General features: G+C 34.6%; 21 protein-coding genes. 15 read left to right on the top strand and 6 right to left on the bottom strand.

The genetic code is table 11. The features are described from left to right. Positions 1-2: 2 nt before the first annotated feature. Entirely contained in the window at positions 3-1,805 is a 1,803-nt protein-coding gene (locus tag ABTV69_RS04020) for a GNAT family N-acyltransferase (protein WP_433834391.1), read from the bottom strand. Between the two features lie 119 nt (positions 1,806-1,924). Between ABTV69_RS04020 and ABTV69_RS04015 the strand changes: the two genes are divergently transcribed. The 4 genes from ABTV69_RS04015 (at position 1,925) to ABTV69_RS04000 (ending at position 5,505) form a co-directional block, all read left to right on the top strand. After that, a complete protein-coding gene (locus tag ABTV69_RS04015) occupies positions 1,925-2,686 on the top strand; it encodes an exodeoxyribonuclease III (RefSeq protein ID WP_433834390.1) in 762 nt (253 codons plus the stop codon). 128 nt (positions 2,687-2,814) lie between these two features. Further along, complete coding sequence (locus tag ABTV69_RS04010; protein WP_433834389.1) at positions 2,815-3,759, top strand: OmpA family protein; 945 nt, start codon at positions 2,815-2,817, stop codon at positions 3,757-3,759. Between the two features lie 170 nt (positions 3,760-3,929). Continuing rightward, entirely contained in the window at positions 3,930-4,178 is a 249-nt protein-coding gene (locus ABTV69_RS04005; RefSeq protein ID WP_433834388.1) for a hypothetical protein, read from the top strand. A gap of 289 nt (positions 4,179-4,467) precedes the next feature. Next, positions 4,468-5,505, top strand: coding sequence for an aldo/keto reductase (locus ABTV69_RS04000; RefSeq protein WP_433834387.1), 1,038 nt, complete (start codon positions 4,468-4,470; stop codon positions 5,503-5,505). A gap of 156 nt (positions 5,506-5,661) precedes the next feature. Here ABTV69_RS04000 and ABTV69_RS03995 read toward each other — a convergent pair whose 3' ends face one another. From ABTV69_RS03995 to panC, 5 genes are all read right to left on the bottom strand, one after another. Then, positions 5,662-7,626: a transglycosylase domain-containing protein gene (locus ABTV69_RS03995; protein ID WP_433834386.1), complete on the bottom strand. Its 1,965-nt coding sequence runs from the start codon at positions 7,624-7,626 to the stop codon at positions 5,662-5,664. A 19-nt stretch (positions 7,627-7,645) separates the two neighbouring features. Further along, positions 7,646-9,007, bottom strand: coding sequence for a DNA repair protein RadA (gene radA / locus ABTV69_RS03990; RefSeq protein WP_433834385.1), 1,362 nt, complete (start codon positions 9,005-9,007; stop codon positions 7,646-7,648). Next, the gene (locus tag ABTV69_RS03985; protein WP_433834384.1) at positions 9,007-10,161 is read right to left on the bottom strand and encodes an alpha/beta hydrolase; all 1,155 of its coding nucleotides are present in this window, start codon (positions 10,159-10,161) and stop codon (positions 9,007-9,009) included. The genes radA and ABTV69_RS03985 overlap by 1 nt, the downstream gene beginning before the upstream one ends. Positions 10,162-10,365: 204 nt before the next feature. After that, positions 10,366-10,716, bottom strand: coding sequence for an aspartate 1-decarboxylase (gene panD / locus ABTV69_RS03980; RefSeq protein ID WP_008465481.1), 351 nt, complete (start codon positions 10,714-10,716; stop codon positions 10,366-10,368). Positions 10,717-10,730: 14 nt separating this feature from the next. Further along, positions 10,731-11,579, bottom strand: a complete 849-nt coding sequence (gene panC, locus ABTV69_RS03975; RefSeq protein ID WP_433834383.1) for a pantoate--beta-alanine ligase — start codon at positions 11,577-11,579, stop codon at positions 10,731-10,733. Positions 11,580-11,685: 106 nt separating this feature from the next. On the opposite strand from panC, the gene ABTV69_RS03970 reads away from it, so the two are divergent. The 11 genes from ABTV69_RS03970 to ABTV69_RS03920 all read left to right on the top strand — a co-directional run bounded on the left by ABTV69_RS03970 (position 11,686) and on the right by ABTV69_RS03920 (position 25,914). Beyond that, complete coding sequence (locus ABTV69_RS03970) at positions 11,686-12,492, top strand: glycogen/starch synthase (RefSeq protein ID WP_306153700.1); 807 nt, start codon at positions 11,686-11,688, stop codon at positions 12,490-12,492. A 21-nt stretch (positions 12,493-12,513) separates the two neighbouring features. Continuing rightward, the gene (locus ABTV69_RS03965) at positions 12,514-14,169 is read left to right on the top strand and encodes a DUF4270 domain-containing protein (protein WP_433834382.1); all 1,656 of its coding nucleotides are present in this window, start codon (positions 12,514-12,516) and stop codon (positions 14,167-14,169) included. A gap of 9 nt (positions 14,170-14,178) precedes the next feature. Further along, positions 14,179-16,029, top strand: coding sequence for a glutamine--fructose-6-phosphate transaminase (isomerizing) (gene glmS / locus ABTV69_RS03960; RefSeq protein ID WP_433834381.1), 1,851 nt, complete (start codon positions 14,179-14,181; stop codon positions 16,027-16,029). A 312-nt stretch (positions 16,030-16,341) separates the two neighbouring features. Beyond that, the gene (locus tag ABTV69_RS03955; protein WP_433834380.1) at positions 16,342-19,134 is read left to right on the top strand and encodes a TonB-dependent receptor domain-containing protein; all 2,793 of its coding nucleotides are present in this window, start codon (positions 16,342-16,344) and stop codon (positions 19,132-19,134) included. 81 nt (positions 19,135-19,215) lie between these two features. Continuing rightward, positions 19,216-20,787, top strand: coding sequence for a G-D-S-L family lipolytic protein (locus ABTV69_RS03950; RefSeq protein WP_433834379.1), 1,572 nt, complete (start codon positions 19,216-19,218; stop codon positions 20,785-20,787). A gap of 240 nt (positions 20,788-21,027) precedes the next feature. Continuing rightward, entirely contained in the window at positions 21,028-22,539 is a 1,512-nt protein-coding gene (gene atpD, locus ABTV69_RS03945) for a F0F1 ATP synthase subunit beta (RefSeq protein ID WP_433834378.1), read from the top strand. A gap of 93 nt (positions 22,540-22,632) precedes the next feature. After that, entirely contained in the window at positions 22,633-22,914 is a 282-nt protein-coding gene (locus ABTV69_RS03940; protein WP_111368086.1) for a FoF1 ATP synthase subunit delta/epsilon, read from the top strand. Between the two features lie 62 nt (positions 22,915-22,976). Next, on the top strand, positions 22,977-23,489 hold the full coding sequence (locus ABTV69_RS03935) for a hypothetical protein (protein WP_433834377.1): 513 nt from the start codon (positions 22,977-22,979) through the stop codon (positions 23,487-23,489). Positions 23,490-23,661: 172 nt separating this feature from the next. Beyond that, positions 23,662-24,300 carry an NAD(P)-dependent oxidoreductase gene (locus ABTV69_RS03930; RefSeq protein ID WP_433834376.1) on the top strand — a complete coding sequence of 213 codons (639 nt, stop codon included), beginning with the start codon at positions 23,662-23,664 and terminating at the stop codon, positions 24,298-24,300. A gap of 70 nt (positions 24,301-24,370) precedes the next feature. Next, positions 24,371-25,507, top strand: a complete 1,137-nt coding sequence (locus ABTV69_RS03925) for an aminotransferase class I/II-fold pyridoxal phosphate-dependent enzyme (RefSeq protein ID WP_433834375.1) — start codon at positions 24,371-24,373, stop codon at positions 25,505-25,507. 2 nt (positions 25,508-25,509) lie between these two features. Continuing rightward, positions 25,510-25,914: a putative signal transducing protein gene (locus ABTV69_RS03920; RefSeq protein WP_433834374.1), complete on the top strand. Its 405-nt coding sequence runs from the start codon at positions 25,510-25,512 to the stop codon at positions 25,912-25,914. Positions 25,915-25,918: the final 4 nt, after the last annotated feature.

Below are 25,918 nucleotides of genomic sequence, written 5' to 3'. Positions count from 1 at the left end.
ATTTAATCTTCTTTCTCCGATAGCTTCTTTTCCAATTCAATCTGAAACTCTTCAATAACAGGTTTCATGGTGCTTTCAGGAATATCTGCAATTCGAATGTACATTAGACCATCAATTGCATTATTGAATAAAGGATCGACGTTGAAAGCTACAACTCTTGCGTTTTGCTTGATGTATTTCTTAATTAGAACAGGTAAGCGTAAGTTTCCTGGTTCTAGTTCGTCAATGATTTTATCAAACTTATTCAAATCAGATTCCGCTTCGTCGAAGATAAAATCTTTGTCTGCGTCTTTCAGTTTTACTTTATACGCTTTTTTCGGGTGAATATATTGTGCAATATACGGATCGTAATAGTTTGATTTCATAAACTCAATCATCAAAGATTTAGAGAAATCTGAAAACTGATTGCTGATACTAACACCACCAACCAAATATTTATGTTCTGGATGGCGTAGAGTAGTATGAATAATGCCTTTCCATAATAAGAATAAAGGCATTGGCTTTTGCTGATATTCTTTCACTATAAAGGCACGCCCCATTTCAATAGATTTGTGCATCATGTCATGAAGCTCCGGTTCAAATCTAAAAAGATCAGTTAGATAGAATCCTTCAATTCCATATTTTGGATAAATTTCAGAACCTAATCCCATACGATACGCTCCCGCAATTTTGTTGGTTTCATCATCCCATAAAAACATATGGTGATAATATTGGTCGTATTCGTCCAGGTCGATAGATTCATTTGTTCCTTCACCAACTTCGCGGAAAGTGATTTCGCGTAAGCGGCCAATTTCATGTAAAATATTCGGAATTTCTTTTGCGCTTGCAAAGAAAACTTCATAATTTTTGCTTTGTAAAAATCTTTTGTCACCATCTCGTAATGCTTGAACTTCATCAATCAATTTTAACTCATTTGCAGGAGTAACGATTTTTTTAGGCGCTTTCTGGATTTTTAAACTTGCAGTGTCAATTAGTTTAGAATCTTTTTCAAACGGATTGGCAAGCATATACGTTTTCTTTCTTAAGAATTCTGAGTATTCTTCAAAAGATTCAATTTCGTTTTGCTCGCTTACAGAAATTGGTTTTCCAATACGCACTTTAATTACGCGGTCTTTTTGCGTTAAAAGCTCAGAAGGTAATTTTGCTGTACGTAAAGTGTCATCAATTTTAGAAAGCCAGTAGAATAATTTACTGTTTTTGGCGTGAAAATAAATTGGAACAACCGGAACTTTAGCCTTTCTAATGAGCTTAATTGCACCTTCTTCCCACGGCTTGTCTACCACTAATTTTCCGTCTTTGTATGTTGAAACTTCTCCAGCAGGGAAAATACCCAAAGGTTTTCCATCGCTTAAATGACGTAAAGTTTCCTTAATTCCTATTACGCTCGATTTTGCATCCTTATGATTTTCAAAAGGATTAACCGGCATAATGTATTTTTTCATCGGAACAATTCTGTGCAACAAGAAATTGGCAATGATTTTGAAATTTGGCTCTCTTTCAAGCATCAATTTCAAAAGTAAAATTCCATCAATTCCACCAAGAGGGTGATTAGAAATGGTAATATACGCACCATCTTTTGGCAAACGCTTTAAATCTTCTTCCGGGATTTCGAATTTAATTTCCATTTCATCCAAAATTCCATTCAAAAAGTCAAGGTCTGTCAAATGTTTATTACGATCGTAAATTTTATTAAGGGTCGAGATCTTAAGAACCTTCATAAGAATCCAGCCAGAAAAGGTACCGAAAACTCCGTACTTTTCAACATTTATTGCCTTTGCAACTTCTTTCGCGGTAACTAAACCCATCTACTACTTTTAATTTATTAGAACAGCGAACAAAGATAACAAAAAAGTCTACTTTTCGTTGTATCCAAGACAAACTTTGCACTTTTTTATTACATTTGGAATCCTTAAAAATATCACTGATGAAAATTATTTCTTATAATGTAAATGGAATTAGAGCAGCAATAAACAAAGGGTTTATTGAGTGGCTGCAACAAGCAAATCCTGATGTAATATGTCTTCAGGAAATAAAAGCTACACAAGATCAAATTCCGGTAGACGATATTACGGCGGCAGGTTATCCGTTTCAATATTACTATCCTGCAACCAAAAAAGGATATAGCGGAGTAGCTATTCTTTCGAAAATAAAACCAAATAATATTGTTTATGGTACAGGAATTCATCATATGGATTTTGAAGGCAGAAATCTTCGTGCAGATTTTGACGATGTTTCTGTAATGAGCTTGTATCTTCCGTCTGGAACAAACATAGAAAGACTAGATCATAAATTTATGTTTATGGATGATTTTCAGACATATGTTAATGAGTTGAAACTAACGATTCCCAATTTAATTATTTGTGGTGATTATAATATTTGTCACGAAGCAATTGATATTCACGATCCTGTTCGTAACAAAACCGTTTCTGGATTCCTTCCAGCAGAACGCGCTTGGTTAGATGCTTTTATGAAATCTGGATTTATTGATAGTTTCCGTCATTTTAATAAAGATCCGCATCATTATTCTTGGTGGAGTTACCGCGCAGGAGCAAGAGGAAATAACAAAGGCTGGCGTATCGATTATAATTTAGTTAGTGATGCATTAGAGAGCCGATTAAAAAGAGCTGTTATACTTCCAGATGCCATGCATTCAGACCATTGCCCGATTTTAGTCGAAATTGACTAATTTTTGGTATTGTTCTTGCAGAGAAAAATGGCAGTTTAAAGCCAAAATTTGAAATTGAAATTTCTAACATTGGATTTTTAAATAAAGTATGTATTAAACGCCCCAGAAATAAAACCAATTAAGTAAAGATGATTAAAAAAGCCTCCATCGGATTACTAGCTTTAGCTTTGTCCACAACGTCATGTGTTTCTAAGAAAATTTATACTGACTTAGAAACAAAATATTCAGATTTAAAGAAAGAGAATCGTTCTATTGCTGATGAAAATGAAAATTTGAAAAAAGCGAAAAATCAGCTAGAAGTTGATCGTGATAAACTAACTAAAGATTTAGCTGCTGCTAATGATGATTTGGCAAAACAAAAAGCAGATTTGGCTGCGGCTCAAAATAAATATAAGGTTTTACAAGATTCTTATAATGCATTGGAGAAAAACAGTAACGATGCATTAGAGAAAAACTTGGCCAAAAACCGTGAATTGTTAGCGCAATTAGAGGCAAAAGGGAAAGCTCTTGCTGATGAACAAGCTCGTTTGGATAAAACGGCAAATCGTCTAAAAGAATTGGAAGATATGATTGCAGCGAAAGAAGAAGCAATGCGTAAATTGAAAGAAACTTTGTCTAAAGCTTTAAACGGATTTGAAGGAAAAGGTTTGACAGTAGAACAAAAAAATGGAAAAGTATATGTTTCTATGGAAAACAAATTGCTTTTCAATTCTGGAAGCTGGGCAGTTGGAACAGAAGGAAAGAGAGCAGTTGTAGAACTTGGAAAAGTTTTAGGCGATAATCCAGACCTTTCTGTTTTGATTGAAGGGCATACAGATGATGATCCGTATGCAGGTTCAGGACCAATTGCAAACAATTGGGATTTATCTACAAAAAGAGCGACAGCAATTGTAGCTATTTTAAGTGAAAATCCAAAAATCAATAAACAAAAATTAACTGCAGCAGGAAGAAGCGAGTTTTCTCCTTTGGCAAGCAACGCTACTCCAGAAGGAAAAGCTAAAAACCGTAGAATCGAAATTATTCTTACTCCAAGATTAGATGAGATTGCCGAGATGTTGAATAGCATAAACTAAAGAACAAAGGTTCTGAGGTACAAAGGCTCAAAGGTTTTTACTTTTGAGCCTTTTTGTTTTAAATTCCAATTCTCAAATTCCAAATTCTAATTTTTGAAAGCGTTTGGAATTTGGGATTTAGAGATTGGAATTTAAAATTTTGTAACTTTGATCTTTATATATTAAGAATTATGGGACTTCCAGAATTAAAAGAGAAAATAAAAAATCAATTAGATTTGGCTGATGAAAGAGTTTTGCGAATTGTTTCTTCTGTATTTGATAATTATTTAAATGAAGTGGTTTCGTATGATGCAAAAGGAAATCCAATGACATTAACTGACTACCATAGCAAAGTAGAAGAAGGTTTAGAAGATATCAAATACAATCGAATAATTTCAAGCGAAGATTTGTCTAAAGAAATGAAAGATTGGGATGATTAATAATGGACAAAGGTTCTAAGATACAAAGGCTCAAAGGTTTTACTTTTGAGCTTTTTTTTATCCTGCAAGGTTTTCAAAACCTTGTAGGTTTAGCTTACGTTTTGATTGAACTTACAGATACCTACAAGGTTTTGAAAACCTTGCAGGAACGCATAAAAATCTTGTACTTTTTTTAACCTTTGTTGCTTTTAGATTTGAAAAATCACTTTGTATCTTTGAAGTCTTATTACAAAAGAGGAGAAAAAACTTAGAACCTTAGAATCTTAGCAACTCAGAACCTTAAAAAAAAATGAAATACACTACATTACCAAACACCGATATAAAAGTTAGTAAAATCTGTCTTGGAACGATGACTTTCGGGCAGCAGAATACAGAAGCAGAAGGACACGAACAAATGGATTATGCTCTTGAAAGAGGAGTGAATTTCTTCGATACAGCTGAGATGTATTCAGTTCCGGCAAATGAAGCGACTTACGGAAGTACAGAAAAAATTATTGGAACTTGGTTTAAAAAAACAGGAAACAGAGATAAAGTTGTTTTGGCATCTAAAATTGCGGGCCCGAATCCGAATTTTGGGTACATGCGTGAGAAACTGGATTTTTCGCCTGCGAGTATTAAATACGCGGTTGAAAATAGTTTGAAAAGGCTTCAAACGGATTATATCGATTTGTATCAAATGCACTGGCCAGAAAGAAAAACGAATAATTTTGGACAACGTGCTTTTCACGGACATGATGACCTTTGGGAAGATAATTTCAGAGAAATCTTAGAAACTTTCGATGTATTGATTAAAGAAGGGAAAATCAAACATATCGGAGTTTCGAACGAAAATGCTTGGGGAATGATGCGTTTGTTGGAGGAAAGCAAATACAATAATCTGCCAAGAATTAAAACCGTTCAAAATCCGTATTCTTTATTGAATCGTTTGTTTGAGGTAAATTCTGCAGAAGTGTCAAAATATGAGAATGTTGGTTTGCTAGGATATTCGCCTTTAGCATTTGGCGTTTTGACTGGGAAATTCTTAACAGGAGAAAGTCATCCTAAAGCAAGAATTAACCTTTTTCCGCAATACAAACGTTACAATAGCGATCAATGTACCGAAGCAACAAAATTATATCAAGAAATCGCTAAAAAAAATGGTTTGACGTTAACGCAATTAGCAATGGGATTTGTGTTGCAACAGCCGTTTTTGACAAGTGCCATTATTGGAGCGACGACGTTGGAACAATTAAAGGAAAATATCGATACAATTGATGTGGTTCTTTCGAAACAAATTTTAGCTGAAATTGATGCGGTTCAAGCAATAATTCCTGATCCAGCGCCTTAAAAATATATTTAACCGCAAAGGCGCAAGGATTTACGCCGAGTTCGCAATGTTTTAATTAATAAAAAAGCACACAAAGATTTTCCTTTTTGGAGTAGAAAAATCTTTGTGTGCTTTGCGTAAATCTTTGCGAACTTTGCGGTTAAACTTTGCTACAAATTATAAATCAAATTCATCATCAACAGCTAAAGAATCTGCTTTGATTGCTGTAGAATCTGGAACTTTGATGCGAATTAACGAACGTGCATTTCCTGAAATGTAAACGGGCAATATACCGGTCGTATCTTCTGGAACTAAAAGACCTCTTCTAAACATCAAATTCTTTAAAAATTTCTGATTTTTAATTGCATAATCCTTCAAATTACCTTGATCATTAAACTGATACATAAATTTTCTTGGTTTCGGAATAATGGTTGCCAAGTACAAACATTCATCAACATTTAAATCAGCAGGATTTTTTTGGAAGTAAAAATGACTCGCTTCGCCAATTCCGTAAACGTTTGGTCCCCATTCAATAATATTGAAATAGACTTCCAGCATTCTTTCTTTGCTTACAATTCGGTTGTTTTCTAAAATGTAAACTAATAAGATTTCTTCAAGTTTTCGCGAAAGCGTTTTTTCACGAGTCAAAAAGACGTTCTTAATCAACTGCATACTAATTGTACTCGCGCCTCGAGAAAATTTCTTTGTTCTGATGTTTTTCAGAATAGATTGTTTGAAAGCCTCGTTTATAAATCCACGGTGTGAGAAGAAAGAAGGATCTTCAGTTGTTAAAACGCATTTTCTCAAATAAGGAGAAATTTGATCTAATGGCGTGTAATTCGGATTAGCATTTCCAACTAAAACGGGCCTTTGCAATACGTTTTGAATAATGGCTCGATAAACAAATTCACCATTAAGTTTATTTAAATCGGCTTCGCCATATTTAGTGATTCGTAAATCTTCTTTGTTGAGTTTACTGTCAAAAACAAGCGTATTAGGTTTGTTTTTATTGAATTTGAAATCCAATTTGTAATCGAAATTTCCAGTTGCTTGCATCCCCTGAAAATGCGTAAATAATCCGTCTGGAAGCGAAACGATAAAATCTTGCGCTTTCATTTTCGGAATATCCATTTTCAAAGTATAGATCGTGTCTTTCTCAGTATCGTAAGAAATGTAAGGGCGAACTTTAATTTTGTTCAACTGCATGGTTGAAGTGCTGTCGATCGAAATAAAACTATCTCCTAATAAAAAACGATAGTCAAAACGAGCATTTTTTATAACCACGTCTTTGCTTGCAATTTTCGGGTGATTAATTTTAAGATTGGCGATTGAAGTATAACCGTCAATGTGAAGTTCGCTGCCGCTTTTGTCAATGTTTTGAACATTCAGACGAATGGAATCGAAACTTGCTTTTAAATTGTAACGCTGATCCAAATATGGTACGCGAATAGCGCCAGTATCTAAGTTGAAAAAACGAATATCAGCTTTTTTGTTTCTAGGATCTGCAAAACCTTTAATATTCCAACGCTGATCAAAATCTTTTGCTTGAACGTGAAGATTGGTTTCTAATTGCTTGTTGCTTAAAACCAGTTTGTCTACATCTACAGTAGTTAGTTTGTCATTATCATTGATTTTGAATTGAAAGTTTTTCAAATCCATGTCGGTCGGAACCAAGTTCAGAACTTTCGAAATGATTCTGTAAGCAAAAGCGGCATATTTGCGTTTTTCGTTAGAATCGGTTTCTTCTCGATCTCTTTTTAGAAAGGCATCAAAATTTCGTTTATTTCCTTTTTTGACTAATTGAATATACCCATTGTCTACTTTTAAAGTTCCAACTTGAACATCTCCAATTAATAAATTACTTAAGCTAATGCTGGTTTCAACATTTTTAATTTTACAAAGCGTATCAGCATTTATTGGAGCTAAAACAACATCTGTTAAATGTATGGTTGATAAACCATCAAATGAAGCCGATTTTACAGAGAAATTACTGTTGTATTGCACGGCCATTTTGTGCGTGACTTTTGCAATAGCCTGCTTTAGAAGTGAATCGCGAAAATAGTAAAGCGCGATGCAAAGCAATACGATTACTATTCCTAGTATTTTTAGTGCTTTGTATATTTTTTGTTTTGGAAAATTCATAGAGGGAATGTTTTTGAAATCAGCCAAAAAGTATGCTTGCAACATCTTCAATTTTTGCTACAAGCTCAATCTTAATTCCAGTGTTTTTTAAAGCAATTTTGTTGTATTTAGAAACAAAAATAGTATCGAAACCTAGTTTTTCAGCTTCTTGAATGCGTTGGTCTACGCGATTAACAGGACGAATTTCGCCAGAAAGTCCGACTTCGCCAGCAAAACAGAATCCTTTTCCAACCGGAATATCTTCGTTTGAGGATAAAATTGCTGCAACAACCGCCAAGTCAATTGCTGGATCATCTACAGAAATACCTCCAGTTACATTCAGGAAAACATCTTTTGCGCCTAAGCGAAATCCTGCTCTTTTTTCTAGAACAGCCAAAATCATGTTCAGTCTTTTAGCGTTATATCCTGTCGTGCTTCTTTGAGGTGTGCCGTAAACTGCGGTGCTAACCAAAGATTGAATTTCAATCATTAGCGGACGCATTCCTTCAAGAGTTGTCGCAATTGCAGTTCCTGAAAGTTCTTCATCTTTATGTGAAATGAGAATTTCTGATGGATTATTAACTTCGCGTAATCCACTTCCAAGCATTTCATAAATTCCAAGTTCAGATGTCGAACCAAAACGATTTTTAAGTGAGCGTAAAATTCTATAAATATGATTTCTATCGCCTTCAAATTGAAGAACAGTATCTACCATATGTTCCAAAATTTTTGGTCCGGCTATGTTTCCGTCTTTCGTAATATGTCCAATCAAAATTACCGGAATATTACTTTCTTTGGCAAATTTGATCAGTTCTGCTGTGGTTTCTCGTATTTGAGAAATACTTCCCGCAGTCGATTCGATATAATCGGTATGCAAAGTCTGAATAGAGTCAATAATGACTACTTCAGGCTGAATGGTTTCAATTTGTTTGAAAATATTTTGCGTTTTGGTTTCGGTTAGAATATAACAGTTGTCACTGTTTGGCGTAATTCTTTCCGCACGCATTTTTATTTGTTTCTGACTTTCTTCGCCCGAAACGTATAAGGTTTTATAAGGTAATTTAAGAGAAACTTGAAGCAAAAGTGTACTTTTTCCGATGCCAGGTTCACCACCCAATAGTGTTAGTGATCCAGGAACAAGTCCGCCACCTAAAACACGATTCAATTCACTATCAGTAGTGTCCATTCGAACTTCTTGGGCAGAATCAATTTCGTTAATTTTTAAAGGTCTTGGTGCTTTGCTTGTTGGAGCAGATTCGCTTTTCCAAGCAACCTTGTCTTGTTTCTGAATGATTTCTTCGGCAATCGTATTCCATTCTTTGCACGCGTTGCATTGCCCTTGCCATTTGGCATATTGGGTTCCGCAGTTTTGGCAGAAAAAGGAAGTTTTAACTTTTGACATTATTTACTTTTTTTAGTAAGTGTATTCATTTCGTCAATTTTCTCATACATCAAGTCTTTGTTCAGATCGCCAATTGGCTCCATTTGCGAAGCATTTTGGTATTTTTTTGAAGCATGTTTAGGATCGCCTTGTTTTTCATACATTAATCCTAATTCATATTCACCCAACATGGCTTTCGGATAATTTACATTTCCTATTTCGGCCATTTTTCCTAGTTCGCTATAAGCGTTTCTTTTTAAAATAATATTTTCAATTACCTTAAAATCGCTCATTCTAACAGGAATTTGAACTCCTAAAGCTTCAGACATTGTAGTGTATTTTTTTTCTAAATACTCAGCATAACCTTCTTGAAGTACCGCAATTTTCTCATTGTATTCGGCAGAATTTATAGGTCGGTATACTTCAAAAATTTGGTATAATGCATTTGGTATAGAATGTAGTACTTCTGTGTAATGTGTTGCGCCTTTGAATACGTCATATTTGTAATTTACTAACGGATTATTAGCAATTTTAATATTACCGTTTAGTTTTTCTATTGGCTCTTTAATTTTTTTAATATCGCCCTCTCCTGCAGATAAGTAATAAAAAATAGGACTTTTTACTTTAGCGAATTTCTCTGCAATGCGTACTTCCATTTTTGGAGCAAGCTCCGGGCTTAAGCAGATGTAAGCATTGAAAAGCGGTATTTCTTTGTACAAATAAAAATTAGCAAAACTCGCCGTTAAATCGTGACCTGCTATAAGTCTGAAAGGTGAGGTACGGTATTTTTTTTCAATGTATGGAACTAATTCAGCTCCAATAAATTCGAAAAATTTTGCTCCCTTTTCAAAAGGAAGCCCTTCGTTTTGATCGATTGTTGTGTCATCAAATCGCTCTCCATCTTTATTTTGATGAATTCCGATGATAATCATTTCTGGGATATCATCCCAATATGTTCCGTAGCTTATGGCGCCAGAAAATGGATCAAATAAATAATCCCCATCCAATAAATAAAGTACTGGATATTTTTTGTCTTTGTTGGCTTCATAAGAAGCTGGGAGTCCGATGGTGATTCTGCGCTCTTCTCCAAGCTTTTCTGATTTAATATTGTCAAACGTTTTTTGGGCAAACGATGAAAACGAAATTAAAAAAAATAGTAGGTAAACTTTTTTCATGATTTGTGGCATTTCAGTGAATTAAAAAAGTATTGTAAATAGTGTAGCAATATACTATTTTATTTGCTTCTTTGTTAAGTAGGTTGAAAATTGAAGCAGAGGAATTTAGTGCCAAAAACCATTTTCGATTAGGACAAAAGAAGGCGTTTTTGTGCAAAATTGGCTTTTGACAAAGTAGGGGAATTCGGTAAGAAAAGGAAAATCTTACGTTAAAGAATTGTCATTTTCGTTTGGGAAAATAATCCATGGCTTGAAGGTTTTTGCTTCTTCAAAATCTAATGTCGCGTACGAAATGATAATGATGATATCATCTTTTTGTACTTTTCTCGCTGCAGGACCATTTAAAGTAATTTCGCCAGAATTTTTTTCACCTTTAATAGCGTAAGTTTCAAAACGCTCGCCATTATTAATGTTAACAATAGATACTTTCTCGCCTTCAATAATGTTTGAAGCTTCCAGAAGAGTTTCATCAATAGTAATGCTGCCAATATAATTTAGATCGGCTCCGGTTACTTTAACACGATGAATTTTTGATTTTATAACTTGAATTTGCATGTTGCAAAGTTAGATTAATTTAATGAAATGGTGTCAATCAGTCTTATAGAATTAACAAATACCGCTATAAATGCACGATATTTTTTATCATTCTCTTTCTGATCGATAGATAAAAGTGTAGATTCGTCAGCTATCACAAAATACTCTAGTTCAAATTCGTTGTTGTCTTTAAAAGAATTTTCTACAAATTCGATTGTTTCTTGCGGAGTATGGTTTTGGAAAATCTCTTTTGCTTCGCTTATAATTTTATAAATAATGGAAGCATCTTTTCTTTCTTGAGAAGTTAAGCGTTCATTTCGCGAACTCATGGCAAGCTGATTATCTTCTCTAAAGATGGGACAACCAACAATATTTACAGGCAATCCTGTTTTTTCGACTAATTTTTTAACAATTTGAAGCTGTTGAAAATCCTTTTCTCCAAAATACGCATTGGTAGGGGTTACGATTTCGAAAAGACGTTTTACGATTGTTCCGACACCGTTAAAATGTCCAGGACGAAATTTTCCTTCCATCTGATTTTCTAATCCGTCAAAATCGAAAGTCTGTGAAATCGTGTTTCCTTCGTAAATATCATCAACAGAAGGTGCATATAAAATGATTTTATCACTTAATGTACGCATTTTCTTAATATCCTCTTCTAGTGTCCTAGGATATTTTGCTAAATCGTCTGCGTTGTTAAATTGAGTTGGATTGACAAAAATACTTACTACTGTATCGTTGTTTTCTTTTAACGAACGTTGCATTAAAGCCAAATGTCCTTGGTGTAAAGCGCCCATTGTTGGTACAAATCCGATAGTTGAATTTGCGGTTTTGATAGTTTTAAGATAGGCTATCAACGCTGCTTTACTGTAGAAAATATGCATTGAGGTATTATTAAAATTTATGCAAACATAATATATTAGTTATAAACTGCATAAATTTTTGTAATTTTGCGACGTTTTTATTACCAAAATTAAGTAAAATACTATTATGAAAGATAAGAGGATATTATATGTATCATCTGAAGTCGTGCCTTACTTGGCTGAAAATGAGGTTTCTTTAATGTCTTATGACGTTCCGAAAATGATTAATGACCAAGGTGGCCAGATAAGAATTTTCATGCCTAGATATGGGAATATAAATGAGAGAAGACATCAATTGCATGAAGTGATTAGACTTTCAGGGATGAATTTGGTAGTGAATGACTTAGATATGCCATTGATTATTAAAGTTGCATCGATTCCTAAAGAAAGAATTCAGGTTTATTTTATTGATAATGATGAATATTTCAAACGTAAAGCAACTTTTACAGATGAAGAAGGTGCTTTATACCCTGATAATGACGAGAGAGCAATTTTCTTTGCAAAAGGTGTTGTCGAAACCGTAAAAAAATTAAACTGGGTTCCAGATATTATACATGTTCATGGCTGGCTTGCAGCAATGCTTCCAATTTATATGAAGCATTATTATAAACATGAAGCATTATTTTCTGAAACTAAAATCATTACTTCTGTTTACGGGCAGTCGTTTGATGAAAACCTAGATTTAGAAATGATCAATAAAGTTAAATTCGACGGTGTTCCTCATGAGGCAGTGTCAGATTTAGAAGTGCCAAATTATGAGAATGTTTTAAAAGCTAGTATTTTACATTCTGATGGTGTAATCATTGCGTCAGAAAATGTTTCCCCAAGTTTAACAAAATTTATAGAATCTTCAGGAAAACCTTTTTTACCTTTCGCCGGGAAAGATGGATTTGCTGATGCTTATACCAATTTCTATAGAACATTTGGACTTTAAATTTTAATTTTATTATTAGACATGTATAGAACTTCTTTTATTAAGAAAACTCTTTTAGCCGTAATGGCTGTTTTTTTATATTCTTGTGACAAAGATTTTAATGCGATTGGTGAAGGTTTAGTTGGTGATGATCATTTTGGACTTGAGTCTGAAAAATATGATGTTTTAGCTTTTAATCAAGAAGTTACTCCTGTTCAGTCAAATAATATGACGCCAAATGCTCTTGGTATTTTTGATAACCCTACTTTTGGAACCACAACTGCCAATTTTGTAGCTCAGATAGGACTTGCTTCTTATGCGCCAACAATTGGAGAGTCCCCAGTTATTGATAGTGTTAGAATCCAGATTCCGTATTATAGTCATGTTACTGCTGTTGATGATAAAGGAAATAGTACGTATGAACTTGATTCTATTTACGGTGATAAAAATGGAAAAATTAAATTAAGTATTTATGAGTCTGGAATCCAGATGAGGAGTAGTTCTTTTAGTGGAGGTACTCAGTTGCCACAATTTTATTATACCGATCAAAATACTGAATTTAATAATAAAAAAGTAGGGACATTATTAAATGATGATGCAAATAGGCTTGAAAATGAAGAGTTCTTTTTTAGTGCGAAAGAGTACAAAGATAGTATTACAGCCGATGGTAAAAAATCGCTTAGTAGAGTAAAGCCTGAAATGCGTTTGCATTTAAATAAGCAGTTTTTTCAAGATAGAATTTTAAAAGCGGATGCGTCAAAACTTGCAACAGAGGATGTTTTTCAAGAGTATTTTAGAGGCTTGTATTTTAATGTTGAGAAGTCTGGATCTAGTCCAAGTAATATGGCATTGATTAATTTTAGTGAAGGTAAAATTACAGTTTATTACAAAGCTAAAACAGAATCTACAACAGATGCTGACGCTACAATGGAGAGCAAAACAATTGTTTTGAATTTAAAGGGCTCTAGTTCGTCTACATCAAACACGGCTAATTTTCTTAATGATGCTAGAAATCCAAATTATGAAAGTGCTATAACCACAAATGTAAATAAAACAGAAGGAGATGAGCGGCTTTATTTAAAAGGAGGTCAAGGCGCTATGGCAATCCTAAAGCTTTTTAATCCAACCGATGTATTAAGTTACAATGCGCAAGGAGAACCGGTAAATGGAGCAAATGGTGTTCCTGACCAATTAGATGAAATAAGAAGTAATGCTGCCATTAAGAATTGGAGAGTTAACGAGGCAAATTTGGTTTTTTATATTGATGCCGATAAAATGGCTAATACCGAAGAGCCAAATAGATTGTATTTGTATGATTTTACAAATAATACTGTGTTGTTAGATTATTCTACCGATGCCTCATCTACTTATGGAGGATTAATTACGGTTGGTTCTGATAAAAGAGGGAAAAGTTATAAAGTTAGAATTACAGGCCATATTCGCAATCTGATAAAAGATGCGACGGCAAAAAATGTTGATTTAGGTCTGGTTGTTTCTCAAAGTCCGACGACGCTTACATTTAATGCGCTGAAGAATAGGATTCAAATTCAAGAAAATCCGATTGAATATTTTTCTGCAGTACCGAGAACATCGGTTATGAATCCTTTAGGTACAATCTTGTATGGTTCAAAAGCATCTGCATCTGTTCCAGAGGATAAAAGATTGAAACTTGAAGTTTACTACACGAAACCAAATTAATAAATATATATGTGTGGAATTGTTGGATATATCGGTCATCGAGATGCCTATCCTATTGTAATAAAAGGATTAAAGCGTCTTGAATATAGAGGATATGATAGTGCCGGCGTTATGTTGTATGACGAAGAGGCTGGCATTAAAGTATGTAAAACGAAAGGTAAAGTTTCTGATCTTGAGGCTAAAGCCAATGAAGGTTTTACAATAAACGGAAATATTGGAATTGGACATACGCGTTGGGCAACTCATGGGGTTCCAAACGACGTGAATTCGCACCCTCATCTTTCTAATTCTGGAGATTTGGCAATTATCCATAATGGAATTATTGAGAATTATGCACCTTTGAAAGAGGAGCTTATCAAAAGAGGTTATACTTTTAAGTCGGATACAGATACTGAGGTTTTAGTTAATTTAATAGAAGAAGTTCAAAAGAAAGAAAATATTAAATTAGGTAAAGCGGTTCAGGTTGCATTAAACCAAGTTGTTGGTGCGTATGCAATTGCTGTTTTTGATAAAAAAAATCCAAACGAACTAGTTGCGGCAAGATTAGGGAGTCCATTAGCAATTGGAGTTGGAGAAGGAGAGTATTTTGTTGCTTCTGATGCTTCACCGTTTATTGAATATACTTCTAATGCGGTGTATTTAGAAGATGGCGAAATGGCAAATATTAGATTGCATAAGCCAATTAAAATTAGAAAAATCCAAGATGATTCTTTGGTAGATCCTTATATTCAAGAGCTTCAAATGAATTTGGAGCAGATTGAAAAAGGTGGATATGATCATTTCATGCTTAAAGAAATCTATGAGCAGCCAAGTGTAATTAAAGATACATACAGAGGAAGGCTTCATGCTAATGAAGGAATCGTTCAAATGGCTGGTGTTGAAGATAATCTGGAGAAATTCTTAAACGCAAAAAGAATTCTAATTGTTGCGTGTGGAACTTCTTGGCACGCAGGTTTAGTGGCAGAATATATCTTTGAGGAATTTACCCGTATTCCTGTAGAGGTTGAATATGCTTCTGAGTTTAGATACAGAAATCCAATTATCAATAAAGATGACGTAGTTATCGCGATTTCACAATCTGGTGAAACTGCAGATACTATGGCGGCTATTAAATTGGCAAAAGAAAACGGAGCATTTGTATTTGGAGTTTGCAACGTAGTTGGATCTTCTATTTCTAGAGAAAGTCATGCAGGTGCCTATACGCACGCAGGTCCAGAAATTGGAGTAGCTTCTACAAAAGCATTCACTACTCAAATCACTGTATTAACGATGATTGCTCTACGTTTAGGAAAAGCAAAAGGAACGTTGTCAAATACAGATTTTCATACTTACCTTCAAGAATTAGAAATTATTCCTGAGAAAGTGGCTGAAGCATTAGAAACTGATGATAGAGCTAAAGAAATTGCTGCTGCCTTTAAAGATGCGCCAAACTGTCTTTATTTAGGTAGAGGATACAATTTCCCTGTAGCATTAGAAGGTGCTTTAAAATTAAAAGAAATCTCATATATCCACGCTGAAGGTTATCCAGCTGCGGAAATGAAGCACGGTCCGATTGCTTTAATTGACGAACACATGCCGGTTATTGTTATTGCTCCTAAACAAGGACATTACGATAAAATTGTAAGTAATATTCAGGAAATTAAATCAAGAAGCGGTAAAATTATCGCTGTAGTTACAAAAGGTGATGTTCAAGTTCGCGAATTAGCTGATTATGTAATCGAAATTCCTGAAACTTCAGATGCATTGTCACCATTAGTTACCACTATTCCGTTGCAATTATTGTCTTACTATATTGCGGTAATGAGAGGTTGTAATGTGGATCAGCCACGTAACTTAGCAAAATCGGTTACAGTAGAATAAGTTTATTTTTCGAAATAATAAATATGTTAAAAAAGCGAGATTTAGGTCTCGCTTTTTTTTTATTGTCAATAATTTTTTTGAACACCTGTATTTTTGTGAAATTTTCATTTTTTTGATGAAAATTTATATGTATGCATAGTATATTGGTTTTTCTTCTCACTTTCTTTGTTTTTATTTTAATAAATCTAATTAGTAAATAGTTAAAATATTGTAAAAAATGATGCTAAATATGAATTTTATTTAACGTTTTTTTATGCATATTAAAATATTTGCTTATTTTGGCTATATATACTAACGAAAAACTAACCCAAAATGAGAGTCTACTTGCTAATTATGTTGTTATTCAGCGGAATGGCCTTTGCGCAGAATACAATTACAGGTTCGGTTACCGATGGTAACAAGCAATCTATCCCTGGTGCCAATGTTGTTGTTGTCGGAGAAAACAGTGGTGCTTCTACTGATTTTGACGGATCGTTTAAATTGACTACTAATGCTAAGCTGCCTTTTTCTGTAAAGGTTTCGGCAGTAGGATTTGAATCAAAAACGATAAGTGTAACAGCGGCAAATCAAAAAATTAATGTGATTCTAAAAGATGAAGAAACGAAGCTTGATGAAATCGTAGTTTCTGCATCAAGAACGCCAGAACGTGTGATTGAATCGCCGGTTACAATTGAGCGTATGGGGCTTCAGGAAATTAAGAATACAACAGCTGCAACTTTTTACGATGGCTTGGAAAATTTGAAAGAGGTAAACTTCAATACGAGTAGTATCTCTTTTAAATCTGTCAATACTCGTGGTTTTGCAACGGTAGCCAATACTCGTTTCATGCAGTTGGTGGACGGAATGGATAACTCATCTCCTGCCTTGAATTTCGTTTTAGGAAATCTTATTGGGGTTTCGGATATTGATGTTGCAAGTGTGGAGTTGCTGCCAGGTGCTTCTTCTGCATTATATGGTGCAAATGCTTTTAATGGAATTATGTTTATGTCTAGTAAAAGTCCTTTTACGAATGAAGGTATAAGTGTTTATTACAAATACGGGCAAACAAGTCAAGATGCTGCCGGAACAAATGATTATAATGATTTTGGAATTAGAGCAGCTAAAGCTTTTACAAAGCATTTTGCGATGAAAGCTAATTTTACTTACATGGAAGCAAGTGAGTGGATTGCTGCTGATAAAAGAAGTATGACAAGTGGAGGTGATAGCCACGCAGTAAATCAGAATTATGATGGATTGAATATTTATGGTGACGAGGTAACAACTTTTATTCCAAATGTTGGGCAAGTTAGTAGAACTGGTTATCGTGAGCAAGACTTAACAGATAACAAGGTGAAAAGTATGAAAGCTGATTTTAGTGCGCATATCAAACCTTGGGCAGATGATACAGAATTTATTTTACAATATAAAATCGGTACAGGAAGTACTATTTATCAAGGGGCAAATAGATATGCTTTGAAAGACTTCTTGATGCAACAGGGTAAATTTGAAGTTAAAGGGAAAAACTTTTTTGGACGAGTTTATTTTACAAGTGAAGATGCTGGGAATTCTTACGATATGAGATTTGCTGCATGGAATGTTAACAGAGCGGCTAAGTCGGATCAAGAGTGGTTTACAAATTATGCAACAGCTTATCAGTATGCCGGAGCAGTTATGGGAACAAATGCAAATGAATCGGCTTCAATTGCAAGAAATTTTGCTGATTACAATGTGTTGCCAGCTGCAATCTCGTTTCTTCCAAAACCAACGGGCTCTCCAAGATTTGAACCTGGAAGTGCTCAATTTAATAGTGCTTTAGCAACTGTCGTAGCAAATCCTGATTTAACTCAGGGAGCTAAATTTATTGATCATTCAAAATTATATCACTCAGATGTGAATTATAATTTTAGAGATATTATTAAATGGGCAGAAGTTCAAGTGGGTGGTTCATGGAGAAAATATGTGATGGATTCAGAAGGAACTATTTTTACTGATTATGATGGGCCAATTGAATATAAAGAATATGGAGCTTATGCTCAATTACAGAAAAAGTTCTTAGATGATAGATTGAAGTTTACTGGGTCTTTACGTTACGATAAAAGCCAGAATTTTGACGGAAATGTATCTCCGAGAGTTTCATTTGTTTACTCTGCTGGAGCATCAAAGAATCATAATTTTAGATTGTCTTATCAAACAGGTTTCCGTAATCCAACTACACAAGATCAGTATATTGGTTTAGATTTAGGGCCATTTGCTTTAATTGGTTCGGCTCCTGAGAACTTGGATCGTTTTCAAGAAACAGTAAATGTAAGCGCAGCAGGTCAGTCAATAGCAGGGCAGCCAGCAACTATTAATATGTCAGGACAAAATGCTTATCACAATGCTTACACTGTAGCATCAGTTCAAGCTTTTGCTGCTTCTGCTAATCCTGGTGATCTTCAAGTGGCAGATATCGGACTGGTAAAACCAGAGCAAGTTCAGGCTTTTGAGGTTGGGTATCGTACGGTTGTTCAGAATGACTTATCAGTAGATTTGAATGCTTATTATAATATTTATAATGACTTTATGAATACTGCAAGAGTTATTTCTCCTTATTATGGAACAGTTGGTACAGATCCGACAAATCCTGCAGTGCAGCAAACATATCAAGCTCTTGCATTTGGTGATAGAAGAGTGTATCAAGTGTATACGAATACAACAGCTCAAATATCGTCTTTTGGTTTTGGGGCAGGTTTATCAAAAAAAGTATATAAAGATTTTGAAGTAGGGGTAAACTACAATTATGCTCAATTTAATTTTGATCAGCAAGATGATCCTGATTTCGTTGCTGGATTTAATACTCCAAAACACAGAATCAAAGCTTCTTTAGGAAATGCGAAAGTGATTAAAAACTTAGGGTTTAATGTAAATGTTAGATGGAATTCTGAATATCTATGGGAATCTTCTTTTGGAGATGGTATGATTCCAGAGAATACTGTTCTTGATGCTCAGGTAAATTATGCAATTCCAAAATGGAAGTCGGTTGTTAAAGTTGGAGCAACAAATCTTTTTGGAAAAGATTATCTTCAAGTTATCGGAGCAGGTATGATTGGTCAAATGTGGTTTGCATCTTGGACAATCAATCCATAACGGTGTAATTATTTATGTGAATGATGTAGCTTCAATGAAGTTATTTGGGAAAATGGAGATAATAATTTAAAAGTACTAATTATGAAAAAAAATATAAAAACGCTGTTATTGGTTTCTTTGGCTTTTATGGCAGCTTGTAATAATGATGATAATAATGCTCCAGCAGAAGTTCCAGTAGTTCCAGGTTCTGCTGTATTTACAAAATATGTGGCAATTGGAGATTCTTTTGCTGCAGGTTATAGTGATAATGCTTTGTTTAAAAAAGGACAAGAGAATTCATATCCAAATATATTGGCGCAACAATTTGTGGCTGCAGGAGGAGGTGCTTTTACGCAGCCGCTTATGAATGATAATATTGGAGGTTTGCTTTTAGGAGGAAATGTAATTGCAGGAACTCGTTTGTATTTTGATGGGCCAACCCAGACTCCGGTTAATGTAGTAGGAAAACCAACGACAGAAGTTACAGCTCATCTTACGGGAACATTTAATAATTTAGGAGTTCCAGGTGCTAAAAGCTATCACTTGTTAGCTGCTGGTTATGGCAACGTTGCTGGCGTAGCAACTGGTGCGGCAAACCCATATTATGCAAGGTTCTCGAGTACGGGTACATCTACAGTTTTAGGTGACGCTGTTGCTCAGGATCCGACTTTCTTCTCTTTGTTTATTGGCGGTAATGATGTTTTGGGATATGCAACATCTGGTGGAACCGGAAAAGATCAAACAGGAAATCCTAATCCAGCCACATACGGATCAAGCGATATAACAGATCCAGCAGTTTTTGCCAGTGTGTATACTAATTTGGCGACTGCTTTAACAGCAAAAGGCGCAAAAGGTGTTGTGGCAAATCTGCCATACATTACAACTTTACCTCACTTTACAACGGTTCCTTACAATCCGCTTACCGCGAAAGTAATAGGTAAAAACAATGAAGCTGCGGGTGTTGCTGCTATAAAGGCATTAAACGCACAGCTGTATGGGCCATTAAAACAAGCATTGACAGCTTTTAATGCTGGAGACAGAATTAATTTGCTTTCTGAAACTGGCGCAAGTCCTTTATTAATAAAAGATGAAACTTTAACAGATTTGAGAGTGCAATTGACCGCGGCATTTACGCCAACGTTAGGAGCGCAGAATGCTGCTTTTTATGGTGCGGTTTTCGGACAAGCGAGACAGGCTAAAGCTACGGACTTAGTTGTGCTAACGACGAGAGCAGATATTGGAACTGCACCAACAGCTGCCAATTCTGGAATTGGTATTGCGCCTCCAGCGCCATTAAATGCATTTGGAATATCTTATCCTTTACAAGATAAACATGTATTAATTCCGACAGAAATTGCAGAGATTAAAAAAGCTACTGATGCTTACAATGTAACAATTGAAACTGTTGCTAAAGAAAAAGGCCTTGCTTTTGTTGATACAAGAGCAACTATGACACAGTTGGCTAGTGGGGGAATTAGATTTGGCAATTTCGTAATAAGTTCTTCTTTTGCAACTGGGGGAGCTTTCTCTTTAGATGGTGTGCATCCAAGTGCAAGAGGTTATGGGCTAATTGCAAATATCTTTATTGACGCTATTAACGAAAAGTATGGTTCGACACTGCGACATGTGGATTTAGCAATCTATCCAATTCAGTATCCAGCTACATTACCATAATAATTAGGATAAAAAAAGAAGCAAAAAAAACCGCTCATTATTAAGATGAAGCGGTTTTTTTCTTTACGCTAAAAAAATGCCATTTATGTTGTTTTTTGGGTCAGTTTTAGGAATCAAACAAAATCATGGTATTTTTTATGAAAAAAAAATTGATTTTATATTTTAAAAAATTATCTTTGCGCTCTGAAAAAAGAGGTATTTTCGATAAACCTAAATAGCTATTTAATAAATACATAAGTAATGTCAAAAGTAATAGGAAAAGTTGCTCAAATCATTGGACCAGTAGTAGACGTAGTTTTCAACGGTAAAGATGTTGAACTTCCAAAAATTTATGATTCACTAGAAGTCACTAAAAAAGACGGAACTATCTTAGTTCTAGAAGTACAATCTCACATTGGAGAAAACACTGTTCGTACAATCTCTATGGACTCTACAGACGGTTTGTCTAGAGGATATGAGGTAGTTGGAACTGGAAATCCAATCCAAATGCCAATCGGTCCAGATGTATATGGAAGATTATTTAATGTTGTTGGAGATGCAATTGATGGTTTAGGTGATTTACCAAAAACTGGAGAGAACGGTTTGCCAATTCACAGACAAGCTCCAAAATTCGAAGATCTATCAACTTCATCTGAAGTTTTATTTACAGGTATTAAAGTAATCGATTTGATCGAGCCTTATGCAAAAGGAGGTAAAATTGGATTGTTCGGTGGTGCTGGTGTTGGTAAAACAGTATTGATTCAGGAGTTGATCAACAATATCGCAAAAGGTCACGGTGGACTTTCAGTATTCGCTGGAGTAGGTGAAAGAACGCGTGAAGGAAATGACTTGCTTCGTGAGATGTTGGAGTCAGGAATTATTAAATACGGTGATGATTTCATGCACTCTATGGAAAATGGAGGATGGGATTTATCTAAAGTAGATATGCCAGGAATGAGAGAGTCTAAAGCTACTTTCGTTTTCGGACAAATGAATGAGCCACCTGGAGCTCGTGCACGTGTGGCACTTTCAGGATTATCTATCGCTGAGTATTTCCGTGATGGAGCTGGATCTGATCAAGGAAAAGACGTATTGTTCTTCGTTGATAACATCTTCCGTTTTACACAAGCAGGTTCTGAGGTATCAGCACTTTTAGGACGTATGCCATCTGCGGTAGGTTATCAACCAACATTGGCAACTGAGATGGGTGCTATGCAAGAGCGTATTACATCTACAAACAAAGGATCTATTACATCTGTACAAGCAGTTTACGTTCCTGCGGATGACTTAACTGACCCAGCGCCAGCTACAACTTTCGCGCACTTAGATGCAACAACTGTATTGTCTCGTAAAATTGCTGAGTTAGGTATCTATCCTGCGGTTGACCCGTTAGATTCTACTTCTAGAATCTTAACTCCTCAAATTTTAGGAAATGAGCACTACGACTGTGCACAAAGAGTTAAAGAAATTCTTCAAAAATACAAACAATTACAAGATATCATCGCTATCCTTGGTATGGAGGAGCTATCTGAAGAAGATAAACTTGCAGTAGCAAGAGCACGTCGTGTACAACGTTTCTTGTCTCAGCCATTCCACGTAGCAGAGCAATTTACAGGTATCCCAGGTGTATTAGTTGATATTAAAGATACTATCAAAGGATTTAACATGATCATCGATGGTGAGTTGGATCACCTTCCAGAAGCAGCTTTCAACTTGAAAGGTTCTATTCAAGATGCAATCGAAGCTGGAGAGAAAATGTTAGCTGAAGCATAATCAAGCGTAGCTTGATAAACATCAAAAAGTAAAAATTCCAAATTCCAAAATTGGGATTTGGAATTTTTTAATTTGGAATTTTAAAAAACAGTTATGATTTTAGAAATAGTATCACCAGAAGCAAAATTATTTTCAGGAGAAGTTACTTCAGTTACTTTGCCGGGAGTTAATGGTAGCTTTCAGATTTTAAATCATCACGCGCCAATTGTTTCTATCTTAGAAGAAGGAACAATTAAAATTGCAGCTCCAAGCTTCAGTTTTTCTAAAGAGGCTGCTGATAAATTTACGAGAGTGAATGACCAAACTTATACTTTAGGGATTAAGTCAGGAACAATCGAAATGAAAAACAATAAGATTATTGTATTAGTTGACTAAAACAATTTCAAAATAAGCAGAAAAGCCAGACAGTATTGTCTGGCTTTTTTTATTTTTGGTAGATGGAAGAACGAGAATTTACTAAGTTAATTTATGTTTCGCAAAGACCATTTTGGCATTTTCTGATAGCATTCCCACTATATTATTTTACAATTTCAATGGTTTTTAAAGCCGTAGAACTGTTTTCTTCTGGAAAGGTGATTGAAGCTTTGAAATTTCTTTTAGCGATATTTTTTATGTTCGTATGTGCAGCGGGGCTGACTTTTACAAAGAAGGTTTACACTAATGCTAAACTAAAAACAGTTAGGTTTAATTTTACTTTGTTTAAGATTCCATTATGTCGTGATTCTGTTTTTAAAAATATACAATATGTATCTGTCTATAAAAATTATTCAGATCGAGATTTTGAAATATACATTTGGTTGTCCGAAACACAGAAAAAATCTATATCTGTTCATCTAGATTTACAGTCAGCATTTGATTATGCATTAAAAATAGCCAACGGATTAGAGGTTGATTTACTTGATGCAACTGAGAAAGGAAATTTTAAATGGGTAGAGAAAGAGATGAAATAATATATTGAAAGCCAGACGTTTTGTTTGGCTTTTTTATTTTCTTACTTTTGAAGTATTAGAATCTCTTTATAAAATATTTGATCAATTGTAAAAGCGTAGTAAGCTTTTACAAATCGCTTCTTTTAAAGTAAAGTAGCAACATTTTTTATGTCAAATTTTATAAAGAATATATATGAAAAATATATCAAAAGTTGCTGTTCTTGGCGGCGGTGGAAGAACTGGAAAATATCTTGTAAGCCAGTTATTAGAAAACGGATTTAGTGTAAAACTTCTTTTAAGAAATCCGGACGATTTTACTGTTCAAAATTCGAAAATTGATATTATCAGGGGTGATGCTATTGAGGAAGAATCGATAAGCTTATTGCTCAAAGATTGTCAAGCGGTATTAAGTACCATTGGTCAGCGCCCAGGAGAACCTATGGTGGCTAGTCAAGCAACAAAGAACATTTTGAATGCTATGAAAAATTGTGGTATTCAGAGGTACGTTTTATTGGCTGGACTGAATATTGATACGCCACATGATAAAAAGAGTGCAAAAACTATTATGGCAACCGAGTGGATGAAAACCAATTTTCCAGAAATTCAAAAAGATCGTCAATTTACGTATAATCTTTTGAATGAAAGCAATGTGGATTGGACGCAAGTTCGTGTTCCATTAATTGTTTTTTCTGATGAAAGTTCTAAAATCTCAGTAAATCTTGAAGATTGTTTAGGAGATAAAATTTCAGCCTTTGATATTGCGAAGTTTTTGGTGAAAGAGATGATTGAATCAAATTATAAGAGACAATCACCTTTTATAAGTGCCATTTAAATTAAAACAGCGGATTTTACACAGATCCACTGTTTGTTTTATTTTAGTGCTAATTGCCTAACTTTGTTTTATGAAGCTGCCAGAAAGTCTTAATCGCAAATTAGAAAAATCTAAACAGAGTAATCTATTTAGAAAACTTCCTGCGTTTAATAATCTGATTGATTTTTATTCAAATGATTATATCGGGTTTTCTAAATCAGAAACTATTTTCAAACATACTCATGCTTATTTATTGGAAAATGAGATTCTTCAAAACGGTGCTACAGGTTCAAGATTAAATACAGGAAACCATTCTCTTTATCCAATTGCAGAGAGCTTTATTGCTGAATTTCATGAGGCAGAAACTGCTTTAATTTTCAATTCGGGCTACAATGCCAATTTAGGTTTTTTTAGCGCTGTACCGCAAGCAAATGATGTTATTTTGTATGATGAATTGTGTCATGCTTCGATAAAAGATGGAATCAGTATGTCTAAGGCAAAATCGCAATATTTTATACATAATGATTTTGAAGATTTAGAAAAATACATTCTTAGATATCCTGATACTACAATCTATATTGTAACCGAAACAGTTTTTTCTATGGATGGAGATTGTCCGAATTTAGAAGAATTGGTACAGCTTTCAGAAAAATACAATTGCTATCTGATTGTCGATGAAGCTCACGCTTTGGGTGTTTTTGGAGAAAAAGGAGAGGGTTTGACTCAGTATTTGCAGTTGCATAATAAAATTTTTGCCCGTATTGTAAGTTTTGGAAAAGGTTTGGGATGTCAAGGGGCGACGATTTTAGGGAGTGCGGAACTTCGAGAATATCTGATCAATTTTGCCCATAGTTTTATTTATACAACTGCTTTGTCTCCTCATGCTGTTGCAACAATTTTAATGGCTTATCAGCAATTGGAAAGCGAGAAAGACGCCATTGAAAAGCTACGTCAGAATATAGTGTTTTTCAATCAGCAGAAAAATTTATTAGGGTTAAAACCAATGTTTATCCATAGTAAATCTGCGATACATTCGGCTATTGTTCCAAGAAATAAAAATGTAAAAGCGTATTCAGTGCAACTTCAAGATAAAGGATTCGATGTGCAATCTATTCTTTCTCCAATTGTTCCAGAAGGTCAGGAACGTTTACGTTTTTGCCTTCATAGTTATAATTCGCAGGAAGAGATTATTAAAGTTCTAAAATTGGTTAGGGATTTTGTTTTTTAAGTATGAAAGAAGATTTTAAATTAGTTAAAAGTTATCAGTATTCATCAGAAGCCCAAATATTCTGCGGTAAGTTGGAATCCGAAGGAATTGAAGTCTATTTAAGGGATAATCACATAGTAGATTCAAATCCGATTTGGAGTAACGCTGTTGGTGGAGTCAAACTTTTTGTGAAAGAAGAAGATTTTGAAAAAGCAAATGAAATTCTTTCGACAGTTAGCCCATATTCAGTAGATGAAAAGAATAATTTAATAAAATGCCCAAATTGTGGTGCCGAAAAAGTTGAAATGATTACTTCAATAAGGGATGCGAGATCATTAATTGCATTTGTTTTTTCACTGCTTTTTGGTGTGATTCCTTTTTATTCAAAATACCGATATAAATGCAGTTATTGTAAAACGGAATTTTAAAAGT

Origin of the sequence: Flavobacterium anhuiense, from assembly GCF_050990855.1 — a bacterium.
In the GTDB taxonomy this organism is placed as follows: domain Bacteria; phylum Bacteroidota; class Bacteroidia; order Flavobacteriales; family Flavobacteriaceae; genus Flavobacterium; species Flavobacterium anhuiense_C.
The sequence above is the reverse complement of the archived record's forward strand: the minus strand, read 5'-3'. Positions and strand labels throughout refer to the sequence as shown.

Excerpts from the sequence above, each read along its gene's own strand:
- ABTV69_RS04000 (WP_433834387.1), top strand. The coding sequence starts at position 4,468 with ATGAAATACACTACATTACCAAACACCGATATAAAAGTTAGTAAAATC.
- ABTV69_RS04010 (WP_433834389.1), top strand. The coding sequence starts at position 2,815 with ATGATTAAAAAAGCCTCCATCGGATTACTAGCTTTAGCTTTGTCCACA.
- ABTV69_RS03925 (WP_433834375.1), top strand. The coding sequence starts at position 24,371 with ATGAAGCTGCCAGAAAGTCTTAATCGCAAATTAGAAAAATCTAAACAG.
- ABTV69_RS03920 (WP_433834374.1), top strand. The coding sequence starts at position 25,510 with ATGAAAGAAGATTTTAAATTAGTTAAAAGTTATCAGTATTCATCAGAA.
- panD (WP_008465481.1), bottom strand. The coding sequence starts at position 10,716 with ATGCAAATTCAAGTTATAAAATCAAAAATTCATCGTGTTAAAGTAACC.
- ABTV69_RS03950 (WP_433834379.1), top strand. The coding sequence starts at position 19,216 with ATGAAAAAAAATATAAAAACGCTGTTATTGGTTTCTTTGGCTTTTATG.
- ABTV69_RS03965 (WP_433834382.1), top strand. The coding sequence starts at position 12,514 with ATGTATAGAACTTCTTTTATTAAGAAAACTCTTTTAGCCGTAATGGCT.
- ABTV69_RS03930 (WP_433834376.1), top strand. The coding sequence starts at position 23,662 with ATGAAAAATATATCAAAAGTTGCTGTTCTTGGCGGCGGTGGAAGAACT.
- atpD (WP_433834378.1), top strand. The coding sequence starts at position 21,028 with ATGTCAAAAGTAATAGGAAAAGTTGCTCAAATCATTGGACCAGTAGTA.
- ABTV69_RS03940 (WP_111368086.1), top strand. The coding sequence starts at position 22,633 with ATGATTTTAGAAATAGTATCACCAGAAGCAAAATTATTTTCAGGAGAA.
- ABTV69_RS03995 (WP_433834386.1), bottom strand. The coding sequence starts at position 7,626 with ATGAATTTTCCAAAACAAAAAATATACAAAGCACTAAAAATACTAGGA.
- ABTV69_RS03935 (WP_433834377.1), top strand. The coding sequence starts at position 22,977 with ATGGAAGAACGAGAATTTACTAAGTTAATTTATGTTTCGCAAAGACCA.
- radA (WP_433834385.1), bottom strand. The coding sequence starts at position 9,007 with ATGTCAAAAGTTAAAACTTCCTTTTTCTGCCAAAACTGCGGAACCCAA.
- ABTV69_RS03955 (WP_433834380.1), top strand. The coding sequence starts at position 16,342 with ATGAGAGTCTACTTGCTAATTATGTTGTTATTCAGCGGAATGGCCTTT.
- ABTV69_RS03970 (WP_306153700.1), top strand. The coding sequence starts at position 11,686 with ATGAAAGATAAGAGGATATTATATGTATCATCTGAAGTCGTGCCTTAC.
- ABTV69_RS03985 (WP_433834384.1), bottom strand. The coding sequence starts at position 10,161 with ATGAAAAAAGTTTACCTACTATTTTTTTTAATTTCGTTTTCATCGTTT.
- ABTV69_RS04005 (WP_433834388.1), top strand. The coding sequence starts at position 3,930 with ATGGGACTTCCAGAATTAAAAGAGAAAATAAAAAATCAATTAGATTTG.
- glmS (WP_433834381.1), top strand. The coding sequence starts at position 14,179 with ATGTGTGGAATTGTTGGATATATCGGTCATCGAGATGCCTATCCTATT.
- ABTV69_RS04015 (WP_433834390.1), top strand. The coding sequence starts at position 1,925 with ATGAAAATTATTTCTTATAATGTAAATGGAATTAGAGCAGCAATAAAC.
- panC (WP_433834383.1), bottom strand. The coding sequence starts at position 11,579 with ATGCATATTTTCTACAGTAAAGCAGCGTTGATAGCCTATCTTAAAACT.
- ABTV69_RS04020 (WP_433834391.1), bottom strand. The coding sequence starts at position 1,805 with ATGGGTTTAGTTACCGCGAAAGAAGTTGCAAAGGCAATAAATGTTGAA.